General features: G+C 60.6%; 22 protein-coding genes, 1 tRNA gene and 1 riboswitch. Of the genes, 9 read left to right on the top strand and 14 right to left on the bottom strand.

The features are described from left to right. Window positions 1–110: 110 nt before the first annotated feature. A complete protein-coding gene (locus ACPW75_RS03395) occupies window positions 111–1,508 on the bottom strand; it encodes an alpha-amylase family protein (RefSeq protein ID WP_039215527.1) in 1,398 nt (465 codons plus the stop codon). Between the two features lie 194 nt (window positions 1,509–1,702). Next, complete coding sequence (locus ACPW75_RS03400) at window positions 1,703–2,866, bottom strand: M23 family metallopeptidase (protein WP_077097321.1); 1,164 nt, start codon at window positions 2,864–2,866, stop codon at window positions 1,703–1,705. Between the two features lie 428 nt (window positions 2,867–3,294). Here ACPW75_RS03400 and ACPW75_RS03405 point away from each other — a divergent pair, with 428 nt between their 5' ends. Then, window positions 3,295–3,774, top strand: a complete 480-nt coding sequence (locus tag ACPW75_RS03405) for a GNAT family N-acetyltransferase (protein WP_011705218.1) — start codon at window positions 3,295–3,297, stop codon at window positions 3,772–3,774. Window positions 3,775–3,778: 4 nt separating this feature from the next. Here the strand turns inward: ACPW75_RS03405 and ACPW75_RS03410 are convergent, their stop codons facing one another. Beyond that, window positions 3,779–4,321, bottom strand: coding sequence for a DUF1439 domain-containing protein (locus tag ACPW75_RS03410; RefSeq protein ID WP_026080151.1), 543 nt, complete (start codon window positions 4,319–4,321; stop codon window positions 3,779–3,781). Window positions 4,322–4,418: 97 nt separating this feature from the next. Between ACPW75_RS03410 and cls the strand changes: the two genes are divergently transcribed. Continuing rightward, a complete protein-coding gene (cls, locus tag ACPW75_RS03415; protein WP_011705220.1) occupies window positions 4,419–5,900 on the top strand; it encodes a cardiolipin synthase in 1,482 nt (493 codons plus the stop codon). A 95-nt stretch (window positions 5,901–5,995) separates the two neighbouring features. Further along, on the top strand, window positions 5,996–7,258 hold the full coding sequence (locus ACPW75_RS03420) for a DUF945 family protein (protein ID WP_011705221.1): 1,263 nt from the start codon (window positions 5,996–5,998) through the stop codon (window positions 7,256–7,258). Window positions 7,259–7,327: 69 nt separating this feature from the next. On the opposite strand, the gene purU is transcribed toward ACPW75_RS03420, so the two are convergent. Further along, complete coding sequence (gene purU / locus ACPW75_RS03425; RefSeq protein WP_011705222.1) at window positions 7,328–8,164, bottom strand: formyltetrahydrofolate deformylase; 837 nt, start codon at window positions 8,162–8,164, stop codon at window positions 7,328–7,330. A 198-nt stretch (window positions 8,165–8,362) separates the two neighbouring features. After that, window positions 8,363–8,520: riboswitch (FMN riboswitch) on the top strand. Window positions 8,521–8,622: 102 nt separating this feature from the next. Here purU and ribB point away from each other — a divergent pair. Both ribB and ACPW75_RS03435 read left to right on the top strand, forming a co-directional pair. After that, the gene (gene ribB / locus ACPW75_RS03430; RefSeq protein ID WP_011705223.1) at window positions 8,623–9,276 is read left to right on the top strand and encodes a 3,4-dihydroxy-2-butanone-4-phosphate synthase; all 654 of its coding nucleotides are present in this window, start codon (window positions 8,623–8,625) and stop codon (window positions 9,274–9,276) included. 224 nt (window positions 9,277–9,500) lie between these two features. Continuing rightward, on the top strand, window positions 9,501–9,743 hold the full coding sequence (locus tag ACPW75_RS03435) for an Lpp/OprI family alanine-zipper lipoprotein (protein ID WP_010634682.1): 243 nt from the start codon (window positions 9,501–9,503) through the stop codon (window positions 9,741–9,743). Window positions 9,744–9,885: 142 nt separating this feature from the next. Here ACPW75_RS03435 and ACPW75_RS03440 read toward each other — a convergent pair whose 3' ends face one another. Both ACPW75_RS03440 and ACPW75_RS03445 read right to left on the bottom strand, forming a co-directional pair. Next, window positions 9,886–10,734 carry a tetratricopeptide repeat protein gene (locus ACPW75_RS03440; RefSeq protein ID WP_077097320.1) on the bottom strand — a complete coding sequence of 283 codons (849 nt, stop codon included), beginning with the start codon at window positions 10,732–10,734 and terminating at the stop codon, window positions 9,886–9,888. Then, window positions 10,731–11,453 carry a 4'-phosphopantetheinyl transferase family protein gene (locus ACPW75_RS03445; protein WP_041216028.1) on the bottom strand — a complete coding sequence of 241 codons (723 nt, stop codon included), beginning with the start codon at window positions 11,451–11,453 and terminating at the stop codon, window positions 10,731–10,733. Before ACPW75_RS03445 ends, ACPW75_RS03440 begins: the two co-directional genes overlap by 4 nt. 275 nt (window positions 11,454–11,728) lie before the next feature. On the opposite strand from ACPW75_RS03445, the gene ACPW75_RS03450 reads away from it, so the two are divergent. From ACPW75_RS03450 to ACPW75_RS03460, 3 genes are all read left to right on the top strand, one after another. Next, complete coding sequence (locus ACPW75_RS03450; protein WP_005298673.1) at window positions 11,729–12,217, top strand: C40 family peptidase; 489 nt, start codon at window positions 11,729–11,731, stop codon at window positions 12,215–12,217. 148 nt (window positions 12,218–12,365) lie between these two features. Then, the gene (gene rlmF / locus ACPW75_RS03455) at window positions 12,366–13,322 is read left to right on the top strand and encodes a 23S rRNA (adenine(1618)-N(6))-methyltransferase RlmF (protein WP_077097318.1); all 957 of its coding nucleotides are present in this window, start codon (window positions 12,366–12,368) and stop codon (window positions 13,320–13,322) included. Window positions 13,323–13,592: 270 nt separating this feature from the next. Next, window positions 13,593–14,312, top strand: a complete 720-nt coding sequence (locus tag ACPW75_RS03460) for a MaoC family dehydratase (protein ID WP_077097316.1) — start codon at window positions 13,593–13,595, stop codon at window positions 14,310–14,312. A gap of 149 nt (window positions 14,313–14,461) precedes the next feature. Here the strand turns inward: ACPW75_RS03460 and ACPW75_RS03465 are convergent, their stop codons facing one another. Together ACPW75_RS03465 and ACPW75_RS03470 are read right to left on the bottom strand one after the other, a co-directional pair. Next, window positions 14,462–15,460, bottom strand: a complete 999-nt coding sequence (locus ACPW75_RS03465; RefSeq protein ID WP_045529462.1) for a DUF481 domain-containing protein — start codon at window positions 15,458–15,460, stop codon at window positions 14,462–14,464. A gap of 27 nt (window positions 15,461–15,487) precedes the next feature. Next, window positions 15,488–16,405 carry a L,D-transpeptidase family protein gene (locus ACPW75_RS03470; RefSeq protein ID WP_077097314.1) on the bottom strand — a complete coding sequence of 306 codons (918 nt, stop codon included), beginning with the start codon at window positions 16,403–16,405 and terminating at the stop codon, window positions 15,488–15,490. A gap of 421 nt (window positions 16,406–16,826) precedes the next feature. On the opposite strand from ACPW75_RS03470, the gene ACPW75_RS03475 reads away from it, so the two are divergent. Continuing rightward, window positions 16,827–16,916 (top strand) — tRNA-Ser (locus tag ACPW75_RS03475). Between the two features lie 146 nt (window positions 16,917–17,062). Here ACPW75_RS03475 and ACPW75_RS03480 read toward each other — a convergent pair. From ACPW75_RS03480 to cutD, 6 genes are read right to left on the bottom strand one after another with little or no spacing between them, the layout of a single operon-like run. Next, window positions 17,063–17,392, bottom strand: coding sequence for a DMT family transporter (locus tag ACPW75_RS03480; protein ID WP_010634671.1), 330 nt, complete (start codon window positions 17,390–17,392; stop codon window positions 17,063–17,065). Between the two features lie 17 nt (window positions 17,393–17,409). Next, complete coding sequence (locus ACPW75_RS03485; protein ID WP_016350021.1) at window positions 17,410–17,823, bottom strand: DMT family transporter; 414 nt, start codon at window positions 17,821–17,823, stop codon at window positions 17,410–17,412. A gap of 19 nt (window positions 17,824–17,842) precedes the next feature. Beyond that, on the bottom strand, window positions 17,843–18,535 hold the full coding sequence (locus ACPW75_RS03490; protein ID WP_077097310.1) for a hypothetical protein: 693 nt from the start codon (window positions 18,533–18,535) through the stop codon (window positions 17,843–17,845). A gap of 11 nt (window positions 18,536–18,546) precedes the next feature. Then, the gene (locus tag ACPW75_RS03495) at window positions 18,547–19,167 is read right to left on the bottom strand and encodes a phosphate propanoyltransferase (protein ID WP_077097308.1); all 621 of its coding nucleotides are present in this window, start codon (window positions 19,165–19,167) and stop codon (window positions 18,547–18,549) included. Next, window positions 19,164–19,616 (bottom strand): BMC domain-containing protein, encoded by a 453-nt coding sequence (locus ACPW75_RS03500; protein WP_077097306.1) that lies wholly within the window; start codon window positions 19,614–19,616, stop codon window positions 19,164–19,166. Before ACPW75_RS03500 ends, ACPW75_RS03495 begins: the two co-directional genes overlap by 4 nt. Window positions 19,617–19,628: 12 nt before the next feature. Further along, the gene (cutD, locus tag ACPW75_RS03505; protein ID WP_179101483.1) at window positions 19,629–20,576 is read right to left on the bottom strand and encodes a choline TMA-lyase-activating enzyme; all 948 of its coding nucleotides are present in this window, start codon (window positions 20,574–20,576) and stop codon (window positions 19,629–19,631) included. Window positions 20,577–20,642 lie beyond the last annotated feature (66 nt).

The following is a 20,642-nucleotide window of genomic DNA, read 5'->3' on the forward strand; positions in this document are numbered from 1 at the left end:
CGGGCAGAACAAGCCCGCCCTGACCGACCCGTGCACTCGGCCGAGAAAATAGCGGCGGCAGAGCAAATAAAGAGGCCGCCCATTGGCGGCCTCGCGCGGCAACTGCCGGTTTACTCCTGCAGCCAGAGGCGGGCGCTGCGGGCGGGAATGGCGACCCGCACCCACTGGCTCTGCACGTTGACCACGGCGTTTTGGTCGAGCACATCCCGGTAGTTGCGATACCAGTTCATCTCGAACTTGGCGGTATCGAGCCAGTACTCCTGCTCGTAGTCGCACTTGTTGATGCCGACCAGCCCCTGCTTGCCGCGCTTGAACAGCACGAAGCAGTCGCCGCTGCCGACCAGCTGCATGGGCTGGCCCTGCACCGCGTTGTGGAAGCGGATCATCCCCTTGAGGTCGCTGCGCAGGTAATAGTCCTGCCAGCGCAGCCCGTCCTTGGCCTGGGTCTCGCCATGATCCGAATAGACCAGCGGCGAGCCACCGTCGCGGCCGAGCAGGTAGGCATAGGCCAGCTTCTCGTCGGTCGGGTTCAGGATCTGGTAGCGAAAGCCGTCGTTGGTGGGGATGTCGTGGGTGATGGCGAAGGTGACCGCCCGGCTGCCCGGCAACGCCTGGCCGTAGGCCCCCGGATCCGCCAGCTGATTCATGCTGCCGCCATAGCCAAGCGCCCCGCGCAGGGAGGCAAACAGCGGGAAGTCATAGGCGCCCTGACCGCTGCTGTCGAGATAGGGCTTGAGGAAGCGCTCGTAATCGTTGCTGCCGGCGCCGCCGGTGGTGATCACCTCGCCGAACACGTGCATCCCCTGCTTTATCTCGGGGGTGAACACGGCGTTGATCTGGTAATCGCTCATGTGCTTGACCGCATCGACCCGAAAGCCCTTGATCCCCATCCCCTTGAGCGCCTTGAGGTAGGCCTGCTGCTGGCTCACCACCCAGTTGTTGGGGTCAAGATCCGGCAGCCCCTTGTCGCCCGCGCCGCCGCACAGCCGCCAGTACTGCACGTTGCCCGGATCGTTCCAGTCGCTGATGCACCCTTCCGGGTGGAAGTCCTGACCGGCGAGCAAGTTCTGGCCCAGATCGCCAAACAGCTTCTGCCGCTCGAAGTAGCCGGGGTTGGCGGCATAGCTTTGCAGCAGCTCGCTGCCGGGGTAGTTGAGATCGCTGCGCTTCCAGCTCTCGTTGGCCATGTGGTTGAGCACCACGTCCGCATAGACGGCGATGCCCCGTGCCTGCATGGCGGCGATCAGCTGCTCGAGATCCTGCTTGTTGCCAAGCGGTGTGTCGATGAGGCGCAGATCCTGGGGTTGGTAGCGTGCCCACCACTCGTTGCCCGATGACTTGAGGGGCGGCGAGATGAGTACCTGTTTGTAGCCGGCGGCCTTGATGAGATCGGCCTTGGCGGTGACTTCACTGTATTTCCAGTTGAAAGCGTGCAGTATGACGTCCGCATGTGCCAAAGGCGCGATCAGCATGCCTGCGATCGCCCAGATTCCCGCTGTGTGTTTCATTATTGTCAGTCCTTGTTTTGGGTGCCCAGATGGGCACCCAGAGCCTCACACCGGCCTGTCTTGCCAGCAATCACCGGGCGGCGATTTTGTGAGCACTTTCAAAGCGGACTGTGCGGATCTGTGACGGCTTGCAAAAAACCGCGCAGGCCGCGCCATTACTGACTTTTCAATCACTTCACCGGACTCTTTTCGGCTCAGTCAATCCCGTTGTTGTAGAGCGGCTGCCAGGCGCAGTAGCGCTGGCCATTGCGCTGGTTGTAGAGCCAGAAGCGGTTGCAGTTGTCGTCGTAGTTGCTGGCGCCGACGTTGACGGCATAGCTGCTCAGCCGCTGCCCCTGCAGGGACTGGAACACCCCGTTGTAGAGCAGGGAGAAGTGCAGGTGCGGGCCGGTGGAGGAGCCGCCCTCGCACAGCGCCTCGTTGCGGTTGCCGGCATAGGTGCCGATGGGGGTGTCGGCGGCCACGTAGTCGCCGCTGCGCACCGAGATCCCGCTCATGTGGTAGTAGTTGGTGGCCCAGCCGTTGGGGGCGGTGACTCGCACCTGGCAGCGGGAGAAGACGGTGACGGTGCCGCTGTTGGCGGCGGTGACCGTGTAGGTGGCGCCGCCCCAGCCCGGCCAGTCGTAAGAGACATCGATGGAGGAGTAGGGGTAGCCGGAGCCGGTATGGGAGTGGGCGCCATTGGCCTTCCAGCTGTAGCCCTGGCGCCAGGGCAGCTGGAACTGACCGCCGGCCAGCGGTGCGGCGGTGGCGGCCGCGCCGCCCCTGGGGGAGGTCATGGCGTCCTGGCCGAACAGGGTCCGCCACTGCTCACCGAGCTGGCGCTGCACCGACGTGCTCAGCAGACTGGCGAGGGCAGCCTGGTGCGCGGCCTGCGGCGCCAGGGCGGGGGCGCTGCGTTGCATAAGCCTTTGCTGGGCGCGAGCCTGATAGAAGCGCTCGGAGAGCTGGCGCGCCATCAGCTCCAGCTGGTTGTCAAAGCCCCTGGCCTTGACCAGCTTGGCGAACGGCGCAGCTATGGCCTGCTCGGAGGGGGCCGAGATGAGCTGGCTGCTCGCTTCCATCAGGGCCAGCAGCAGCTGGGGGTTGAGGCTGGTGATGCCGCTCCAGTGCAGGATCACCTCCTCCTTGGGCAACAGGTGGGGCGCCTGTTGCAGCAAAAAGTCGTGCAGATCGAAGGCCATGGCTGCCTCGCTGAACACGAAGTGGGCCTCATCCAGGGGGAGGGCCGGGGTCTGACTGGCGGCAAGCTGCTGCGCCGTGAAGTGATAAGGGGCAAGCGGGGCATGGATGTCGCCGGCCCAGCCGGCGGCGGGAAGCAGGGCCAGCATCAGCAGGGAGGGGATCGGTCTGGACATGATAACTCCTTGGCAAAGTGGTGAGGTGTCGGTGTGGGGATGGACCCACGCGGGCAACAACAGCGCGAGGCTATGCCAAGGCTTCACCATAGGGGTAAATGCCAAAGTTGTTATTCAAATGGGGCTTTTTATGCAGGGGGAGAGCGGTATTTGTTTGTTAACAAATGTTTACAAAAAGGGTTTGTAGAGCCAAATCAGTGAGTTGCGGGCCATGAAATGGCGGGCTGCCGTAAAGGGCGGGGAAGAGGCGCAAGCAGTGTCTGCCACTGGCTTGCCGTGATAGGATCGCCACTGGCCAGACCGGCTGACGGCATGTTAAAAATTATGCAACTCGGTGTGGTTATTGGCTTTTTTGTTATTAAAAGCCGTGATATCGTCAATCTGGTCGGATCTCTGCGACCGACATCAATGTATGAGGACCGGGCCGAATGGCCATGGATGGAACGGGTGTGATAGGCAAGCGGGCGATGGAACTCACGTTCGAAGAGTACTGTGATGCAGACCTTTCCCTGATCAGGGATTACTACGAAACCACTTTCTCCCACTATGTGCCGGATCTGGCCGAGCGGATCTTCGTGGTACGCGACGCCCACTGGCTGGTGGGGGCCGTGCGCCTGCGCGACGAACAGGATTACTACCACCTGTGCGGTTTTCGTCTGCTGCCCCACTACCAGTCGCTGGGGCTGGGCTCGCGCCTGTTGCAGCACGCCTGCAACGATCTGCAGGACAAACCTGTGGTGTGTCAGGCCTTGCCGTTTGAAAAGCCGTTCTACCTCAAGGCCGGCTTCGCCGACCTGCCCCTGCATGAACTGGAGGGGCCGCTCTTCTCGCTGTATGACCAGCAGCGCGAACAGGGTTACCAGATCGAGCTGCTGGTGCGCCAGGCCAAAGCCCCGGTCTACAACTGACGACTCACTGGGGCTTGGTCAACAGGTGGATCTTGCCCGGTGACAGCTCCAGCCCCAACAGATTCTCCTTCAGCCAGGCCTGGTTCGGATCCTTGTCGTTGAGCCGATAGACCGGCTGGGTCTCCAGCCGCTTCTCCATGCTCTGCAGCAGCATGCCGAGCATGAAACCGAACTTCTGCTGCGCCGCCTCCGGCTCCAGCTTGTATTCAATCAACTTCATGTTGTCGAGGAACAGCGCGCTCTGCGCCTTGTCGTAACGCGGTCTCGCCTCATAGGTCATGTTCAGCCGCGCGTCGTACTCGGTCTGATCCGGCAGGGCGATCTTGAGCTTGCCCTTGCCATAGACCCGGGCGGTGTCCGGGCTCTGGCGCCCGATCTGGACATCGCTCTGTTCGAGCTGCACATGGGCCTTGATGATGCCGGGCAGCTCCAGCTGTTTGTTCACTTGCACCTGGGATTGCAGGTACTGGTTTATCTGTTGCTCATTGATGTCATATGAGCCTTGACCTAGCATGGCCAGACTGAGCAGCATAGATTGCAGGATCATGCTAACGACCTGATAGAATGGGTGTGTTTTACAGCATACCATCCTGGCTTCGCGGGATCTGCCCACCGCATTTCACTCGTCTGTAAAAGGAGTTCTCGTGATCAACGGTCTGGAGCACGACATCCAACTGCTGTTTTCCCAGTTCCTCGGCTGGTTGCTGCTGCTGTTTCACACCGTGATCGTGGCGGGGGTCTCCTTTCGGGTGGTGATGAAGCGGCGCCCCATCGGGGTCTCGCTGGCCTGGCTCGCCCTCATCTATGCCATCCCGTTTGCCGGGGTCGGCTTCTACGTGCTGTTTGGCGAAATCCGCCTCGGCCGGCGCCGCGCCGAGCGGGCGCAGGCCATGTACCGCCCTTACGCCATCTGGATCCGCCAGCTGGCCCGGCTCTTCCCCCAGCACTGCTGCGAGGTGGGGGAGAAGGCCCAGCCGCTGCACGATCTGATCCAGGGCCGGCTGGCCATGCCCATGCTCTCCGGCAACCGGATGACGCTGCTGAGCAAGCCGGAAGCCATCCTGCGCGAGATAGTGCGCGACATCCGCCAATCCTCCCAGTCCTGCTACCTGGAGTTCTACATCTGGCACCCGGGCGGCGACACCGACGAGGTGTGTGAAGCCTTAATGGAAGTAGCGGCGCGCGGCGTGGATTGTCGCTTGCTGCTCGATTCCATGGGCAGCAAGACCTTCTTTCGCTCGTCCTGGCCGAAAAAGCTGCGCAAGGCCGGGGTCAAGCTGGTGGAGGTGCTGCCGGTCGGGGCCTGGCGCATTCCGTTCCAGCGCCAGGACCTGCGCATGCACCGCAAGCTGGTGGTGATCGACGACCGGGTCGGTTATACCGGCTCCATGAACATGGTGGATCCCCGCTTCTTCAAGCAGAACGCCGGGGTCGGCCAGTGGGTCGACATCATGATCCGGGTGCAGGGGCCCATGGTGCCGCTGATGTGGTCCATCTTCGTCTGGGACTGGGAGATGGAGACCGGCGAGCGGCTGCTCGACAGCCTGCAGCACGAGCCGGAGGCCTGGCCCCAGAGCAACTACCGGGCCCAGCTCATTCCATCCGGCCCCTTCGTCGGCGGCGACTGCATCCAGCAGAGCCTGCTGCTGGCCATCTACCAGGCCCGCCACCATCTGGTGCTGACTACCCCCTACTTCGTGCCGGACGATCCGCTGGCGGCGGCGCTCTCCTCGGCGGCGGCCCGCGGCGTGCAGGTGCAGCTAGTGCTGCCGGCGCGCAACGACTCCCTGATGGCCAATTACGCCTGCAACGCCTTCATGGAGGAGCTGCTGGAGGCGGGGGTGGAGGTCTATCGCTATGACGCCGGCCTGCTGCACACCAAGAGCGTGCTGGTGGATGACGACTTCGCCCTGGTGGGCACGGTCAATCTGGACCGGCGCAGCCTCTGGCTCAACTTCGAGGTGACCCTGCTCATCGACAACCCGGTGTTCGTCGCCGAGATGACCCAGCTGGTGCAGGGCTACATGATAGAGGCGACCCCCATGTCGCTGGCCAAGTGGCGGGCACGCCCCTGGTACAAGAAGGTGATGGAGAACATGTTCTACCTGTTCAGCCCCTTGTTGTGACATCACTTAATTGCGGCAGGCGCCGAATTGCGCTTGCCTAGCCCCAAGCTGGCCCCGTAGAGTGCGGCAATCACTCCCTGGAGAAACAGAAGAAGATGAAGAAGCGAGTAGCGCTGGCCGTCACGGCGGCCTTGGTGGTGGGTGGGCTGGGTGCCTGCTGGTACACGGGCAACACGTTCGATCGCATCATGGCCGAGCAGATCGCCAAGGTGAAGCAGGAGAGCGGCGTCGAACTGAGTTGGCAGCCGAGTTCGAGCAACCTGTTCGCCCGCGATGGTGTGCTGAAGGTGGTCGTCACCCCGCAGACCCTGGCCAGCCTGGATGGTCAGCTGGAGGGGAGTGAGCCGGTCGAGGCGCAGTTCATCGTCAACAGCCGCATCCTGCCGCTCTACATCAAGAGCCACATGCTGCTCGACACCAAGCAGGGTTCGCTGGCGCCGGTGTTCAACGCCTTCAAGATGGAGCAGTGGCAGTTCGGCATCGAGTCGGTCAGCAGCCTGTGGACCGCCAGCAACAGCAGCCGCTTCTGGGCCAACGAGTTCAAGATCAAGCAGGGGCTCGACGAGTTCAACTTCCTGCCGATGAAGGGCGACTATCACGGCGATCTGGAAGGCAATGGTCACGTCACCTTCCACTGGCAGGGCATGACGGTGCACGAAGAGCAGAACAAGATGGACATGGTACTGGCCGAGCTCAAGGGCAGTGCCGACATGGCCGAGATCAGCGGGATCTGGCTCTCTCCGCGCAGCGACATGACCCTCTCCGCGCTGTCGGTACAGCTGCCGGACAGCGTCAAGGTCTCCCTGCAGGGACTGACCACCGAAACCCAGCTGGCGGGGGATGATGCCCAGACCCTCTCCAGCAGCTACCAGATGAAGGTGGACACCCTCAATCTGGAGAACGAGACCGACAACCTGGCGCTGACCCAGAGCAAGCTTGCCCTCAATCTGAAGGGGCTTGATCTGGAAGGCTATCAGGCGCTGCAGGCCTCCAGCGGCCAGGGCGTGGAAGAGGAAGCGATCCAGCAGGCGCTAGACAAGATGCTCAAGCGTGGCGCCACGCTGGAGCTGGTGGACTTGAGCTCCCATCTCAATGGCGAGCCGGTGGCCATGAAGGGCGACATCAAGCTGGCGGCCACCTCGCTCGAGCAGCTGTTCAACAGCGAAGAGGGGATGCACGCGCTCTCCGGCCTGCTGCACGCGAACCTGAGCGGCAAGCTGGGCAAGGCGGTGCCGCAGCTGGCGCCCATGCTGGATCAGTTCGCCGCCATGGGTTACCTCAAGGCGGACAAGGAGCAGCTGACGGCCGAGCTCAAGCTCGACAAGGGCGCCATGACCGTCAACGGTCTGCCGCTCTGATTGACGTTGCTTTCGTGCACATAAAACAAAGGCTCCCGCGGGAGCCTTTGTTGTTTTCAGTGGCCGGGATTACTTGAATACCACCGTCTTGTTGCCGTAGACGAACACCCGCTCGTTCAGCACCAGCTCCAGTGCCCGGCTCAGCACCGATTTCTCCACGTCGCGGCCGGCCTTGGCCATGTCGTCGGCGCTGAAGGTGTGATCGACGTGGATCACGTCCTGCTCGACGATGGGGCCCTCATCCAGATCGTCGGTGACGAAGTGGGCGGTGGCGCCGATCAGCTTGACCCCGCGATCGAACGCCTGGCGATAGGGGCGGGCACCGATGAAGGCGGGCAGGAAGGAGTGGTGGATGTTGATGATCTTGCGCGGATAGGCCTCGACGAAACTCGGGGTCAGCACCCGCATGTACTTGGCCAGCACCACGTAGTCGGGCTGGTAGCCGTCGATGATGGCGCGTACCTGCTCTTCATGCTCGGTGCGGCTCAGATCCTCGTGGCTGACGGTGTGGAACGGAATGTCGAACTTGCCGGTCAGCTCGGCGAGGGTGTCGTAGTTGCCGATCACCGCGACTATGTCCATGTCCAGCGCACCGGCGTAGTTCTTCATCAGGATGTCGCCGAGGCAGTGGGTCTCCTTGGTCACCAGGATGACGATGCGCTTCTTGCCGGCCTTGACCAGGCGGCGCTGGGCACCGGCGGGGAGGGCATCATCGAGGTCGGCCAGCAGGGTCTCGTCGTTGAAGCGTCCCTCCAGCTCGGTGCGCATGAAGAAGCGGCCATTCTCGTGATCCACGAACTCGTCGTTCTTGTTGATGTTGAGCTGGTGCTTATAGCAGATGTTGGTGATCTTGGCGATGAGGCCCTTGGCGTCCGGGCAGTCCGTCAGCAGTATTTTCTTTTCCATCTCTGTCATGATTCCGTTTGTGTTGTTGGCGCCTGAGTCTGCGCAGGCTGCGCGTTTTTTCAGGCACTATGCCACAAACAAAATCAGAAAAGACAGTGCGCCGTGCGCCCTGATGCAATGCGGCCACAAGCGGTACGCTATTCATCTTTGATGGGTTTTGGGCTGGTATCCGGCGTTTTTTTTCTTTACGCTGTCTGCGCTTATTCTCAGGGCGGGGTGAAATTCCCCACCGGCGGTATCCCGATGTGACTCGGGGAGCCCGCGAGCGCCCGACCCGGTATTGCACCGGGACGGGGTCAGCAGATCCGGTGAGATGCCGGAGCCGACGGTCATAGTCCGGATGAAAGAGGATAAGACAGATATTGCAGGCAAGCCCCATGGGCCGGCCGCTGCATACCTATCTCTGTCTGCCTTTCCATGCCCTGATTCTGGTCCTTGTCTTGTTTAGGAGTCTTACCATGAATCAGTCTCTTCTCAGTGAATTTGGTGATCCCATTGCCCGTGTCGAAGCGGCGCTGGCGGCTCTGCGTGCCGGCCGCGGCGTGCTGGTGGCCGACGATGAAGATCGGGAGAACGAAGGGGATCTCATCTTCGCCGCCGAATCCATGACCAACGAACAGATGGCGATGATGATCCGCGAGTGTTCCGGCATCGTCTGCCTCTGCCTGACCGACGAACGGGTACGCCAGCTCGAACTGCCGATGATGGTGGAGGCCAACTCCAGCCATTATCAGACCGCCTTCACCGTGACCATCGAAGCGGCGCAGGGGGTGACCACCGGCGTGTCGGCGGCCGATCGCATCACCACCATCCGGGCCGCCATCGCCGACGGCGCCAGACCGTCAGACCTGCACCGCCCGGGCCACGTCTTCCCGCTGCGGGCCCGCACCGGCGGGGTGTTGACCCGTCGCGGCCACACCGAAGCCACGGTCGATCTGATGCAGCTGGCCGGACTCAAACCGTTCGGGGTGTTGTGCGAACTGACCAAGGAAGATGGTTCCATGGCGCGGCTGCCGGATCTGGTGGCATTCGGTCGCCAGCATCAGATGCCGGTGCTGACCATCGAGGATCTGGTGCAATATCGTCAATTGCTGTCAGAACGTTCAGCCTGAGCCTCATACGAAATTGTAATAAGCCCAAAATTTGGTTACGCTTTGTGCGAACCTCATCCAGAGACCCTCATTTTTGGCTTAACTTTGCACAAAAAGTGTACGTTTAAAAAAAAATGAGGGTTTTAATGCATTTATCTGTGATGGGGCCTATCCAAACTATGATTTTTTTGTGCCATAATCACGCCGCTTGCTAAACGTCTGGCGAGTTAAAGGGAGCTTTTAAAATGAAAAAAATGTTGTTGGTAGGTGTTGTTGGTCTGTCCGCTCTGCTGGGCGGTTGTGCAAACACCAGCGAACTGGAAACTTCCGTTCAGAATCTGTCTAACAAAGTTGACCAACTGGCTCAAGATGTTAGCGCTGTTCGTGCTGATCAATCCAAGATCGCTGCTGATGTTGCAGAAGCCAAGCAAGAAGCTATGCGTGCTAACCAGCGCATCGACAACATGGCTACTTCCTACAAGAAGTAATCCATGCGAAAAAAATGGCGCAGTTATGCGCCATTTTTTTTTGCCTGAAATTCGTCAAATTCCCGCGTTTTCCCCGCTGATACCCGCCTGACAAGGCAATGCCGAACACTCGGCATCACCCCGTTTTTCATTTCCGCATCGATCAGTAGAGCAGGCTGTAGAGCTTGCGACGGTAGCTCTGCGCCGCCGGGTTGCTGCCCATGGTGGTCAGGATGTCGAGATAGGTCTTCTTGGCATCACCGAAGGCGAGATCCCGCTTGAGGATGGCAAACAGCAGCGTCAGCGCCTCTTCCTGCCGGCCGGCCTGGCTGTATTGCACCGCCAGCTCCTGGGCCAGGGCAAAGTTGTCCGGCTCCTGCTGGTGACGGGCTTCCAGCGCCCGCAGCTCCGGGCTGTCGGCGGCCTGCTGGGCCAGTGCCAGCCGGGATGTCAGGGTCTGGTAGTGATCGTCCTGGGCGATCATCGGGATCTTGCCCAGTCGCTCCTGCGCTTCGTCCAGCAGATTGAGATCGAGCGCCGCCTGAATGAGCCACAGGCTGATGTCGTGGCGCTCCGGTGCCAGCTGATGGGCCTTGCCGAGATGGGCATAGGCAAGGTCCGCCTGACCCTCCGCCAGTGCCTGTTGCCCCTGTTCGAACAGCAACTCCTCCTCCTTGGGGGCGAAGGCGGCAAAGTAGTGGCGCAGGGTGGCTTCGTCCTGCGGGCCTTCCAGAATGGCCTGCTCGTCAGGGCGGCCCTGGTGGAACAGTACCAGCGCCGGCAGGGCGCGCAGGCCGAGCTGGCCAGCCAGCGGCTGCAACTGCGGATCGTTCATGTCCACTTTGGCCAGGGTCACCTGGGGATTGGCCGGACCGACCAACGCTTCCACCTGCGGGGTCATGGCTTGACACTCCGGCATCTGGGGGGCGTGGAAATAGATGACGATCGGCTTTTTCATGGAAGCATCGATCAGGGCGCTTTGGAAATTCTGGGGATGGATGTCGACGATCATGAGGCTGACTCTTGGAAAATGGTGTGAGTTAACATGGGGTTGATGGGCACAGAATTCAAGCTGCCGTCGAGCAGCCAGCCGTTGACGGCGAGAGTCGGTGCCGCCAGGCTGAGCCAGCCTCGGCCGATGGGCCAATCCTGCACCCGGTAATCCTGTTCATCGAGTTGGTTGTCGAGCCGCCACGCTTCCTCTGGCACGAAGCGCACCTTGTCGAGGCCGGCGGCGATGCCAGCGCCTTGAGCCTTCAATACCGCCTCCTTACGCGACCAGAGCCGATAGAAGGCCGGCTCTTGCTCCGCCTCGGGTAGGGCGAGCAGCCACTCATATTCACTCTGCGCATAAAAACGGCAGGCCAGTGGCAGAATCTGGCGACGCCGCTGACCCATCTCTATATCCACTCCGAGCGGGCCGGCGGCACAGAGGGCGATCGCCAGCCAGTCACCGCTGTGGCTGAGGTTGAACTGCCAGCGCCCGTCGCTCAGCGCCGGCTTGCCGTGCGGGTTGCTGCAAAACTGCAGCGCATCGGGGCGGCACTGCAGGCGCTCGGCCAGCAGCCGTCGCAGCAAGCCACGGCTGAGCAGGTACTCCTGGCGGCGTGCCAGCTGACCGATTGACTGCCATGTCTGCCGTTCTTCGGGGGAGAGCAGGGTTTGCAGCAGGCTCAGCTGGTCGGCGTCCGTGTTTGCCGGTTTTAACAAATAGAGATCCACAGAGATCATAATTTTTCACTTAAAAAGCATGCTGAAACAGCGATAAAAGTCAGTTTGATCCGGCCTGGGTGGCCCCTTTCGAGATTGTATATTGTTTGGCCACGATCACATTAATCAGGAAAAATAATGCATTTCCTTGCAAAAATGTGATGTCGATAGGGATTTTCGCTTGCCTCGATAGAATTCTTGGATATAGTCGGGTGCTGTTGCCTTATAAATTGCCCGTTCGGGCCGTATTTTAACAAGTTTTACTATTTTGCGGGGATAAAGGATTGCGCCACCTGATGCTACTGCTGGTCGCGCTCGGAATGGTGGGTTGTGCCTCGGCACCCCAGCCCGAGGTCGCGAGCAAGATTGAAGTTTCCATGATGGAACCCGTTATTGAACCGGAAGCTTCGCAAACCCCAGATGTAAACGAAATCCTGACAGTATACAAAGAGTGGCGCGGTGTTCCTTACCGCATGGGCGGCAGCAGCCAGCGCGGTATCGATTGTTCCGCCTTCGCCCGTGAAGTGTTCCGCAACGCCGTCGGCATCGAACTTCCCCGTGATACCCGCTCCCAAGTCCATGAAGGCACCCGCGTTTCCAAGCAGGATCTGGTCGAAGGTGATCTGGTCTTCTTCAAGATCAATCGCCGTCTCAATCATGTCGGCATCTATGTGGGCAATGGTGAATTCATTCACGCCTCCACCCGCGCCGGGGTGACGCGCTCCAAGCTCGACAGCTCCTACTGGCGCAGCAAATTCTGGCAGGCACGCCGGATCGACATCTGAGTCAGGCTGGACAAACGGCTCGCAGTACGGACTGTTTTTCCAACCTCACTTGAACCGGGCTCGACAGCCCGGTTTTTTATGGCCGTCATTTAGACTTTCCGGGGCCAAGTCACTATAGTGTGGGCCCGTTTTCCTCGGCAGGCCCAGCATGAAGACCCATTCCGACCGCAAATCCGGATTGCATCCACGCAATCGCCATCAGGCTCCCTATGATTTCGATGCGCTCTGCCAGCGTACCCCCGAGCTGCAACCCTTCGTGTTCGTCAACGAGCACGGTACCCAGACCCTGGACTTTGCCGATCCGGCCGCCGTCAAGGCGCTGAACAAGGCGTTGCTGGCGCTGCACTATGGCATTGCGCACTGGGATCTGCCGGCCGGTTATCTCTGCCCGCCCATTCCGGGGCGGGTGGACTATCTGCATCGGGTGGCCGATCTGCTGGCCGAGAGTGCCGGCAAGGTGCCGACCGGCAAGAGTGTGCGGGTGCTGGATATCGGGGTCGGTGCTAACTGCATCTATCCGCTGCTGGGGGCCCGCGAATATGGCTGGCGCTTTGTCGGCTCCGACATCGATCCGGTGTCGGTCAAGGCCGCTACCCTGCTGGCCAAGAGCAACGGGCTGGGCAGCCAGATCGAATGCCGTCTGCAGGGCAGGGCCGGCGACATCTTTCAGGGGATTGTGGCGCCGCGCGAGCGTTTTGCGCTGACCCTCTGCAATCCTCCCTTTCATGCTTCACTGGCAGAGGCGAGCAAGGGAACGGAGCGCAAGCTGCGCAACCTGGGCAAGGAGGCGACGGCCAAGCCGGTGCTCAATTTCGGCGGCCAGAGGGCCGAGCTCTGGTGCGAAGGGGGGGAGGCCGCCTTTCTGGCCAGTATGATCACTCAGAGCAAAGCATTCGCCAGCCAGTGCCTCTGGTTTAGCTCGCTGGTGTCAAAAAAAGAGAACCTGCCGGCGGCCAAGCAGGGGCTGAGCCGGGTCGGGGCCCGTCAGGTGCGGGTGCTCGAGATGGCCCAGGGCAACAAGATCAGCCGGGTCCTGGCCTGGTCTTTCCTGGACGAGGCGGCCAGCAAACAGTGGTGGTCGCCGATGGCGCACAATAACGCCTGAGCCGACTGAAGCGGGACAACGACAAGGGGTATACCGATGGTATTCCCCTGTTTTTTGGGGAGCGTCAGTGGTCAGTCTGGGTCGATACCCGGCACCCACGACAATCGTTTTTCCCCTTGTGTCATCTGGGTTGGCGCCTGCATGTTAGTGATCACTTTCATCCTCGGTACAGTTGTACGCTGAGATTTTTTTGCACTTGCAGTTGAAACTTTCATAAAATAGGACTGGTTAGACCTCTTTACAGGCTTTGAATCGAATAGGGATCGGTACATGAAAGTTGTCGATTTTCTGAAGCGCAAGCGCGAAATACTGGCGCAGCACCCCTTTGAGCTCAAGGATTGGCTCTCTCCGGCGATCCGCGACTACTGGCGTGAGTTTCAGCAAAAGGCACACCTCCACCCTCTGCTGGGCCGGGTGCTGGATTTGCAGAGCGACAGCCAGTCCACGCAGCAACAGCAGGGCGCGGCGCAAGCCGTCAACGGCCAGCCCGTGCCGCTGGATACCCCTGCCGTCGAACTCAGCGGCGAGGCAGCAGCCTTGTTTTCCACCTTGCAGGAGCGCATCGGCGAAGAGACCCATGTCGGTGAGTGGCTGCTGGTCAACCAGCAGATGATCAACGAGTTTGCCGCCGTGACCGGTGACAACCAGTGGATCCACACCGATCCGGAGCGCGCAGCGGCCGAGTCACCGTTCAAGACCACCATTGCCCATGGCTTCCTGACCCTGGCGTTGTTGCCGCGGTTGACGGGCAGCATCAACGAGGCCGCCCCCGAGTTTCCGACCGCCCGCATGGTGGTGAACTTCGGCCTGGATCAGGTGCGTTTCCCGTACCCCATCAAGGTGGACAGCAACATCCGTGCCCGCACCAAGCTGGCTCGGGTTACCCCGATCAAGGGTGGGCTGGAGCTGCTCAAGGAGATCAAGGTCGAGATCGAGGGTATTCGTCGCCCAGGCTGCGTCATTGAATCGGTCACCCGGATCTACTTCTGACGGGGGGACGGTGTCACCCGCTGGCACGAATCGTATTGAAAAAAACAGGCTCACCTCGGTGAGCCTGTTTTGTTTATGGCGGTTTGTTGCACTTGCCTATGTTGCCTCTATGTAGGCGCCACTCACACATCCATGGCTTGCCCCGAGGGCTAGAAGCTGGCCCCCAAGCTGATCAAATGGCGCCACTCTTTGCCTGATAAGGGTGTCTGAACACCTTGATAATCCAATCTGGAGTCTTCCCAATCGAGCTCGCTCGACCAGGAGAGGCGCAGGTGATCGTTGAAGTAGTAGCGCATCCCCAGGCTGCCTTTTACGGCCTGCTCCCGGGTGATGTAGGTCGAGGGCTGGTCCAGATAGCGCTTGTAGGTGCCCTTGCTGAACAGCTCCAGTTGCTCCGACCAGAGTGCGATGGGTTGGCGGTAGTCCCAGCCAAGGCCCATCAGGGGATAGTTGATGATCCTGTCGTTGAAGATATCGGGGATGATGAAGTCGTCCCAATAACCCGGTCGGAAGTAGGAACGCTCCAATCCTGCCTGGCTGATCAGCTCCAGCCGTCGCCGCTTGTCGTTCCAGAACCGGTAACCAGGCCCGGTCACATAGCCCACATCCATGTATTCGGGGTCCAGCATCTGGTATTCAAAGTCGACGGCGGAGCGCAGAAACCAGCGCTGGTCGAAGAAGAAGTCCAGCATGGGCTTGAGCCGGTACTCATGGCTGTTGGTGACGTTGTTGGCGGTCTCGTAGATGTACTCCCCATCCAGCGTATAGCGCCAGTCGAGGTTGGCCACCTCGGTGGAGGCCTTCAGGTTGACGTTGTTGGTCTGCTTGTCGCTGTGCTTGAGCTTGACGTTCAGATCGCTGCTGCCGCTCCACAGCCAGGCTTTCTGGTCATCCGGCGTCAGGGCCAGCAGGGTAATGCCGGTCTTGACGGTCGGTTTGGGTTTGTCCTGCTTCTCGATGCGCCAGCGCTTGACCGCCTCGCGCTTGACGGTGACGGGGGCGCTGTAAGGGAGCGCGATGCGCACTTGCTGGTCACCTATTTCCTCTATGGTGCCGGTCAGCCGGTCACCGTTGTCCATCCAGAGGATGTCGGCCGATACCGCCGGGCTCAGCAGCAGGGCCAGCAGACAAAAAACGCGGTAGCTCATGAAGATCCTCGTGAACATGGTTGGCCATCAGCCGCTGACGGGACGGGGGATACCGTTCTTGCTGTTTAGCACGCCGGCGGCCTTGTCACCATCGACTTCCGGTTTGGCGATGAAGGCCTCCACCTCAGGGGAGAGGATCAGCGGGGCACCCTGCTCCAGCTCCAGTTCGGTACGAGAGAGCGGTGAGTGCACCTCCAGCCAGTGGCGGCCATCGGGCTCGATGGCGGTTTTGACCGGCTGGTTGATGACCCGCACCTGAGTGCCGATGGGGACAATCTTGAACAGGGCCTCGATGTCGTCGGGGCGCAGCCGAATACAGCCGGCGCTGACCCGCAGACCGACGCCAAAATCCTTGTTGGTGCCGTGGATGAGGTAGTCCTGCTTGCCATAACCGAGGCGCATGGCGAATTTGCCGAGGGGATTGTCGGGACCGGGCGGCACCACCGCCGGCAGGGTGATCCCTTTTTGCTCGAGCCAGGACTTGCGCACCATGGGGCCAGGCACCCAGGTCGGATTGGGGTTCTTGGCGATCACCGTGGTGGTCATCTCCGGCGTCTCTCGCCCTATGTCACCGATCCCGATGGGCAGCACCATCACCTCGCTTTTGCCTTTCGGGAAATAGTAGAGGCGCAGCTCCGGCAGATTGATGACGATGCCCTCGCGAGGCACGTCCGGCAGCAGCATCTGGGTCGGCAGGGTCAGCCGGGTGCCCGGTTTGGGCAAATAGGGATCGACCCCCGGATTGGCTTCGAGCAGCGCCAGAAAACCAATCTGGGTGTGCTTGCCGATGAGCTCAAGATGTTCATCTGGCTGGACTATGTAGTCCTCCAGTTCGCCGATCAGGCGGCTGCCTGCCGGGGGCAGCGGGTAGGTGGTGGCGAGGACCGGAGCCGTCAGCAGGCTGGCGGTCAGCGCCAGCAATGAGAGGGTTCGTGCTATGAACATGTACTTCCTGTCTGATTGAGATGAGGGGGCCGCGAGGCGACCGCCTTGGGTAAAAGGGGGAAATTGTCAGTCAAACGGGTGACGATTGCCAGCTTGGCCGGCCAGGGCTACAGCCGGGTCCCGACGTGGCAATCCATCATGTTGACCGTTTCTTGCCCGTTTTTAATGCAAGGCAGCATAACCTGCAATGAACAGCATGCCTGGCGGGCGGTGGGAGAGGGGATGAGTGGTGAGTAGCACCGGCGGCACCGGTGCAGGGGACGTGTCTCGGCGTCGGTACTGCATCGACAGCAGGCACGACAGCGGAGAGTATCTCGCCACCGGGTGCACGCTCACCTGCTGGTTTTATGTGCAGTCGTTTGATCTTTAAAGAGATTCAAGTTGATTTCCAGAGGCGGCTCCGGTAACAATGATGCCCCGTGGAGAGATGCCGGAGTGGCCGAACGGGATTGACTCGAAATCAATTGTGGCAGCAATGCCACCCAGGGTTCGAATCCCTGTCTCTCCGCCATCTTCAAGGCCCAAGCTGCCAGACAGCTTGGGCCTTTCTCTATTTGCACGCTTGCCGGCTTGTTACCCGGCAGGGCGTGTCAGGGCTGGCATGCCGGCGCGCCGGTGGCAGGGGCAGAGCGCCACTGCCAGGGTCTTGTCACGGCGTTACATGCTGGAGAAGACATTCATGATCACCCCGCCCGAGATGATCAGCGCCATCGCCAGGATGGCGGGCAGATCCGGTTTTTGCTTGTAGAGGAGCATCGAGCAGATGGTGACCCCGACGATGCCGAAGCCACACCAGAGCGAATAGGCTACCCCGACCGGAATGGTGCTCATGGCACGGGTGAGGGCGAAGTAGCACAGGCTGTAGGCGCAAACGACCAGTATGGATGGCCCCAGTCTGCTGAAACCGTTGGTCTTCTTGATCATCGAGGTGCCGGTGATTTCAGAGCCGATAGAGAGCGCCAGCCATAAAAATCCGAAATTAAACATGGGTCATTCCTTTTGCGTCAGTTGGCGATGTTGTTGTTCATGGGGGGAGTGAGGGGCTCGGCGGAGGCATCGCTGCCCTCTTCGCTGCCCATCTTGGAGAACAGGTTCATGATGACGATGCCGCTGGCGATGACGGCCATGCCGATCATGGCGGCGGTGTCCGGGTGCTGGCCGTAAAACGCCATCCCCAGCGTGGAGACCACCAGGATGCCGGTGCCGGACCAGGTGGCGTAGGCAAGCCCAACGGGAATGTCTTTTACCGCGCGGGAGAGGGAGTAGTAGCAGGTGCAATAGAGCAGCACGAGCAGGCCGAGCAGCAGCATCTTGGTGGTTCCTTCACTGCTGCCAAACATCTTGAGGGTGGAGGTGGCCGAGGTTTCGGACACGATCACCAGCAGCATCCATAGCCAACATTTTGTTTTTGAAGACATAAGTTAAACTCCGGGTTTGTTATTTAAGGTAAGGTTGTTTTTCTTTTCTTCTGCTTTTCAAAAAATCGATGGCGGCATCGGTCAGTTGGGCCTCGGCCGTCTGTGCCAGCGCCGGATCCTTCTCTACATCGCTGACCGTGAGATAACGGCGCGCCGTGCCCGCCGGCACAGGGGCTGCGTCGTTCGCCGGAGCCAGCCTCTCCAGCAGTTCATTCATGGTGCACAGCACCACACCTATCTCGCCCAGACGGCTGAGCGCCGCCTGCATGTGCTTGGCGTATGGCGTGCCCGGTTGCGCCCCCAGCAGCTGGTTCAGCTCGCTGGCGGGATCGCAGTGATAGCGCAGCGCCAGCACCGGCAAGCCGCTCAGCAGGGCGTCGTGCAGCCGCCGGGCGACGGGGCTTTGCAGCGAGCCGCTCAGCAGGTCCATCGCCAGCGGGTAGTCGAGAAAGGGCAGCACCAGCGCGCGATAGGGGGCGGGCGGCAGGGCCTGTTGCCAGACGCTGGCCGGCACTGTCTCCCCCAGCGGTTGCCACAGCGCGCCATCCTCGATGTCTGCTGCCAGCGCAAGCTGCAGGGGCTGCCCACAGCCGGCCAGACGATTTCGAATGGCCTGCCGATAGCCCTGGGCCGCGGTCACCATCACCAGCAGCGGTGGCTGCATGCGCCTGAGCATCTGTTCGACCAGGCGTTCAATCTGTTGGTCTGTCATGGGGATCTCCGTTAGCCGAGCAGCTTGACCTGCGCGCCGTTTTTCAAGCCGGCGGCGTTGGCCTCTTCGGTATCGATGTGAAATTCCAGCGCGAAATCGTCGCGCACCCGTACCACCACCTCATCGAAGGTCAGCTGGCGCTCGCCGTCGCTGCGCACGCTCACCTTCTGGCCGTGGGTCACGTTCAGCTGGCGAGCGTCTTGTGGCGAGAGGTGGATATGGCGCCAGGCGCAGATCACCTGGGAGCGCAACTCCACGTGGCCGGCGGGGCCGATGAGCAGGGCGCTGCCGGTATTTTCCAGCTGGCCTGACTCACGGACCGGCGCCTTGATGCCGAGGGTGAAGCAGTCAGCGCGGGAGATCTCCAGCTGTGAAACCGGCCGGGTCGGGCCGAGCACCCGCACCCGGGTCAGCGAGCCCTTGGGGCCGACCACGGTGACGCACTCTTCGGCGGCAAACTGGCCCGGCTGGCGCAGCGGTTTGAGCGGCGTCAGGGTGTAGCCCTTGCCGAACAGGGCCTCCACATCCTGTTGTGCCAGGTGGACGTGGCGATTCGAGATGCCGACCGGGATCGCCGGGCTGACCAGGCTCAGACGGGCAGCGATCTTTTGATGCAGTTGGGGATCGATCATGCTTTCTTCCCTTTTCTTGCCGCGGCCTGTCGGTCTTCCGCCTGATCCGCGGCTGGCTGGCTGGCAGGTGGAGTGGCCGGTTCGGTATCGGCACTGCTTTCCGGTGACAGGGCCGGCACAGCGCTTGTTGCGGTAGTCATCTCCTTCTTGGTGTTGGCCGGTGCGCGCGGCGGGTAGCCCTTGAGGTTGCCGAGCGCCGCTACCGCGCTTGGCTCCGGACGGGCAATCACCAGGGAATGGACCTGCTGGTCGATGGTGGCGGCCACCGCGACGCCACGCTCGATGGCGGTATGGATGGCGCTGATCTCCCCTTCGAAGCAGACACTCACCAACCCTGAGCCCACCTTGCGATAGCCGATGCAGCTGACGCCTGCCGCTTTGCAGGCGGCGTCCACCGCCTGAATGGCGGCGACCAATCCTCGCGTTTCAATTACGCCCAAACTTTTCATCGTCGACTCCTGTTAATGGCGGACCAAGCGAATATCGAAATCAAATTGTGCAAAGAAGGCCTCCAGCCGATCCAATTCGTCCGGCGTGTAAGAGGGGTCTTGCGCAATCGGGTAGGGCATATCCAGCCGCTCATATTTCTTGCGGCCCAGCTGGTGGTACGGCAGCATGTCGATCCGCAGGATATTTCCCCGCTTTGCCAATTTCTGTACATATTCGATGGCGCCGGTAATGGCATCCCATGAATCGTTATATCCACGGATGAGCGGCATGCGCACAATCACCTTGGCGCCGTAATCAACCAGCCATTCCAGATTGCGGCGAATACCTTCATTGCCGATACCCAGCATCGCCTTATGCTGTTCGCTGTTGATTTGCTTGATATCGAACAAAAAGGTATCGGTGACGGGCGCCAGCTGCTGGTAATTGGCCAGCGAGGTGGTGCCCTGGGTCTCGATGGCGGTATTGATCATCATTTTCTTGCATTCGCTAAACAGCGCGACGGCAAAGTCGGTCTGCAGGCTCATCTCGCCGCCGCCGATGGTGACGCCACCGCCGGAGGAGATGTAAAAGTCATAGTCCTGCATGATGATCTCCATCAGCTCGCTGACGGTGACATCCTTGCCCATGATGTCCAGCGCATGCTGGGTGCAGACCTCTTCGCATTTGCGGCAGCCAATGCAATCCTTATTGCGATCGATGAAGTGTTTCATGCTGCCGTTCTCTTCGGCCCGGTAATGGACTCCGGCCGGACAGACATTCACGCAGTCACCGCAGTTGATGCATTTGTCGTGTGAAAACATCACCTGAAATTGGCTGCTGAGCCCTTCAGGGTTGGCGCACCAGGGACAGCGAAGGTTGCAGCCCTTGAAAAAAACCAGCGTGCGAATGCCATCGCCGTCATATATCGAATATTTCTGGATATTGAATATGCGGCCGGTTAATTCATTATTTGCGATCACGCTTGCCTCCTCTCCGGATGTGGCAGGCCGCAGTCGCATTATTTGCGACCTGCCATTGCGGAGTAC

It is taken from the genome of Aeromonas sp. FL131, from assembly GCF_049860615.1.
Classification (GTDB): domain Bacteria; phylum Pseudomonadota; class Gammaproteobacteria; order Enterobacterales; family Aeromonadaceae; genus Aeromonas; species Aeromonas hydrophila.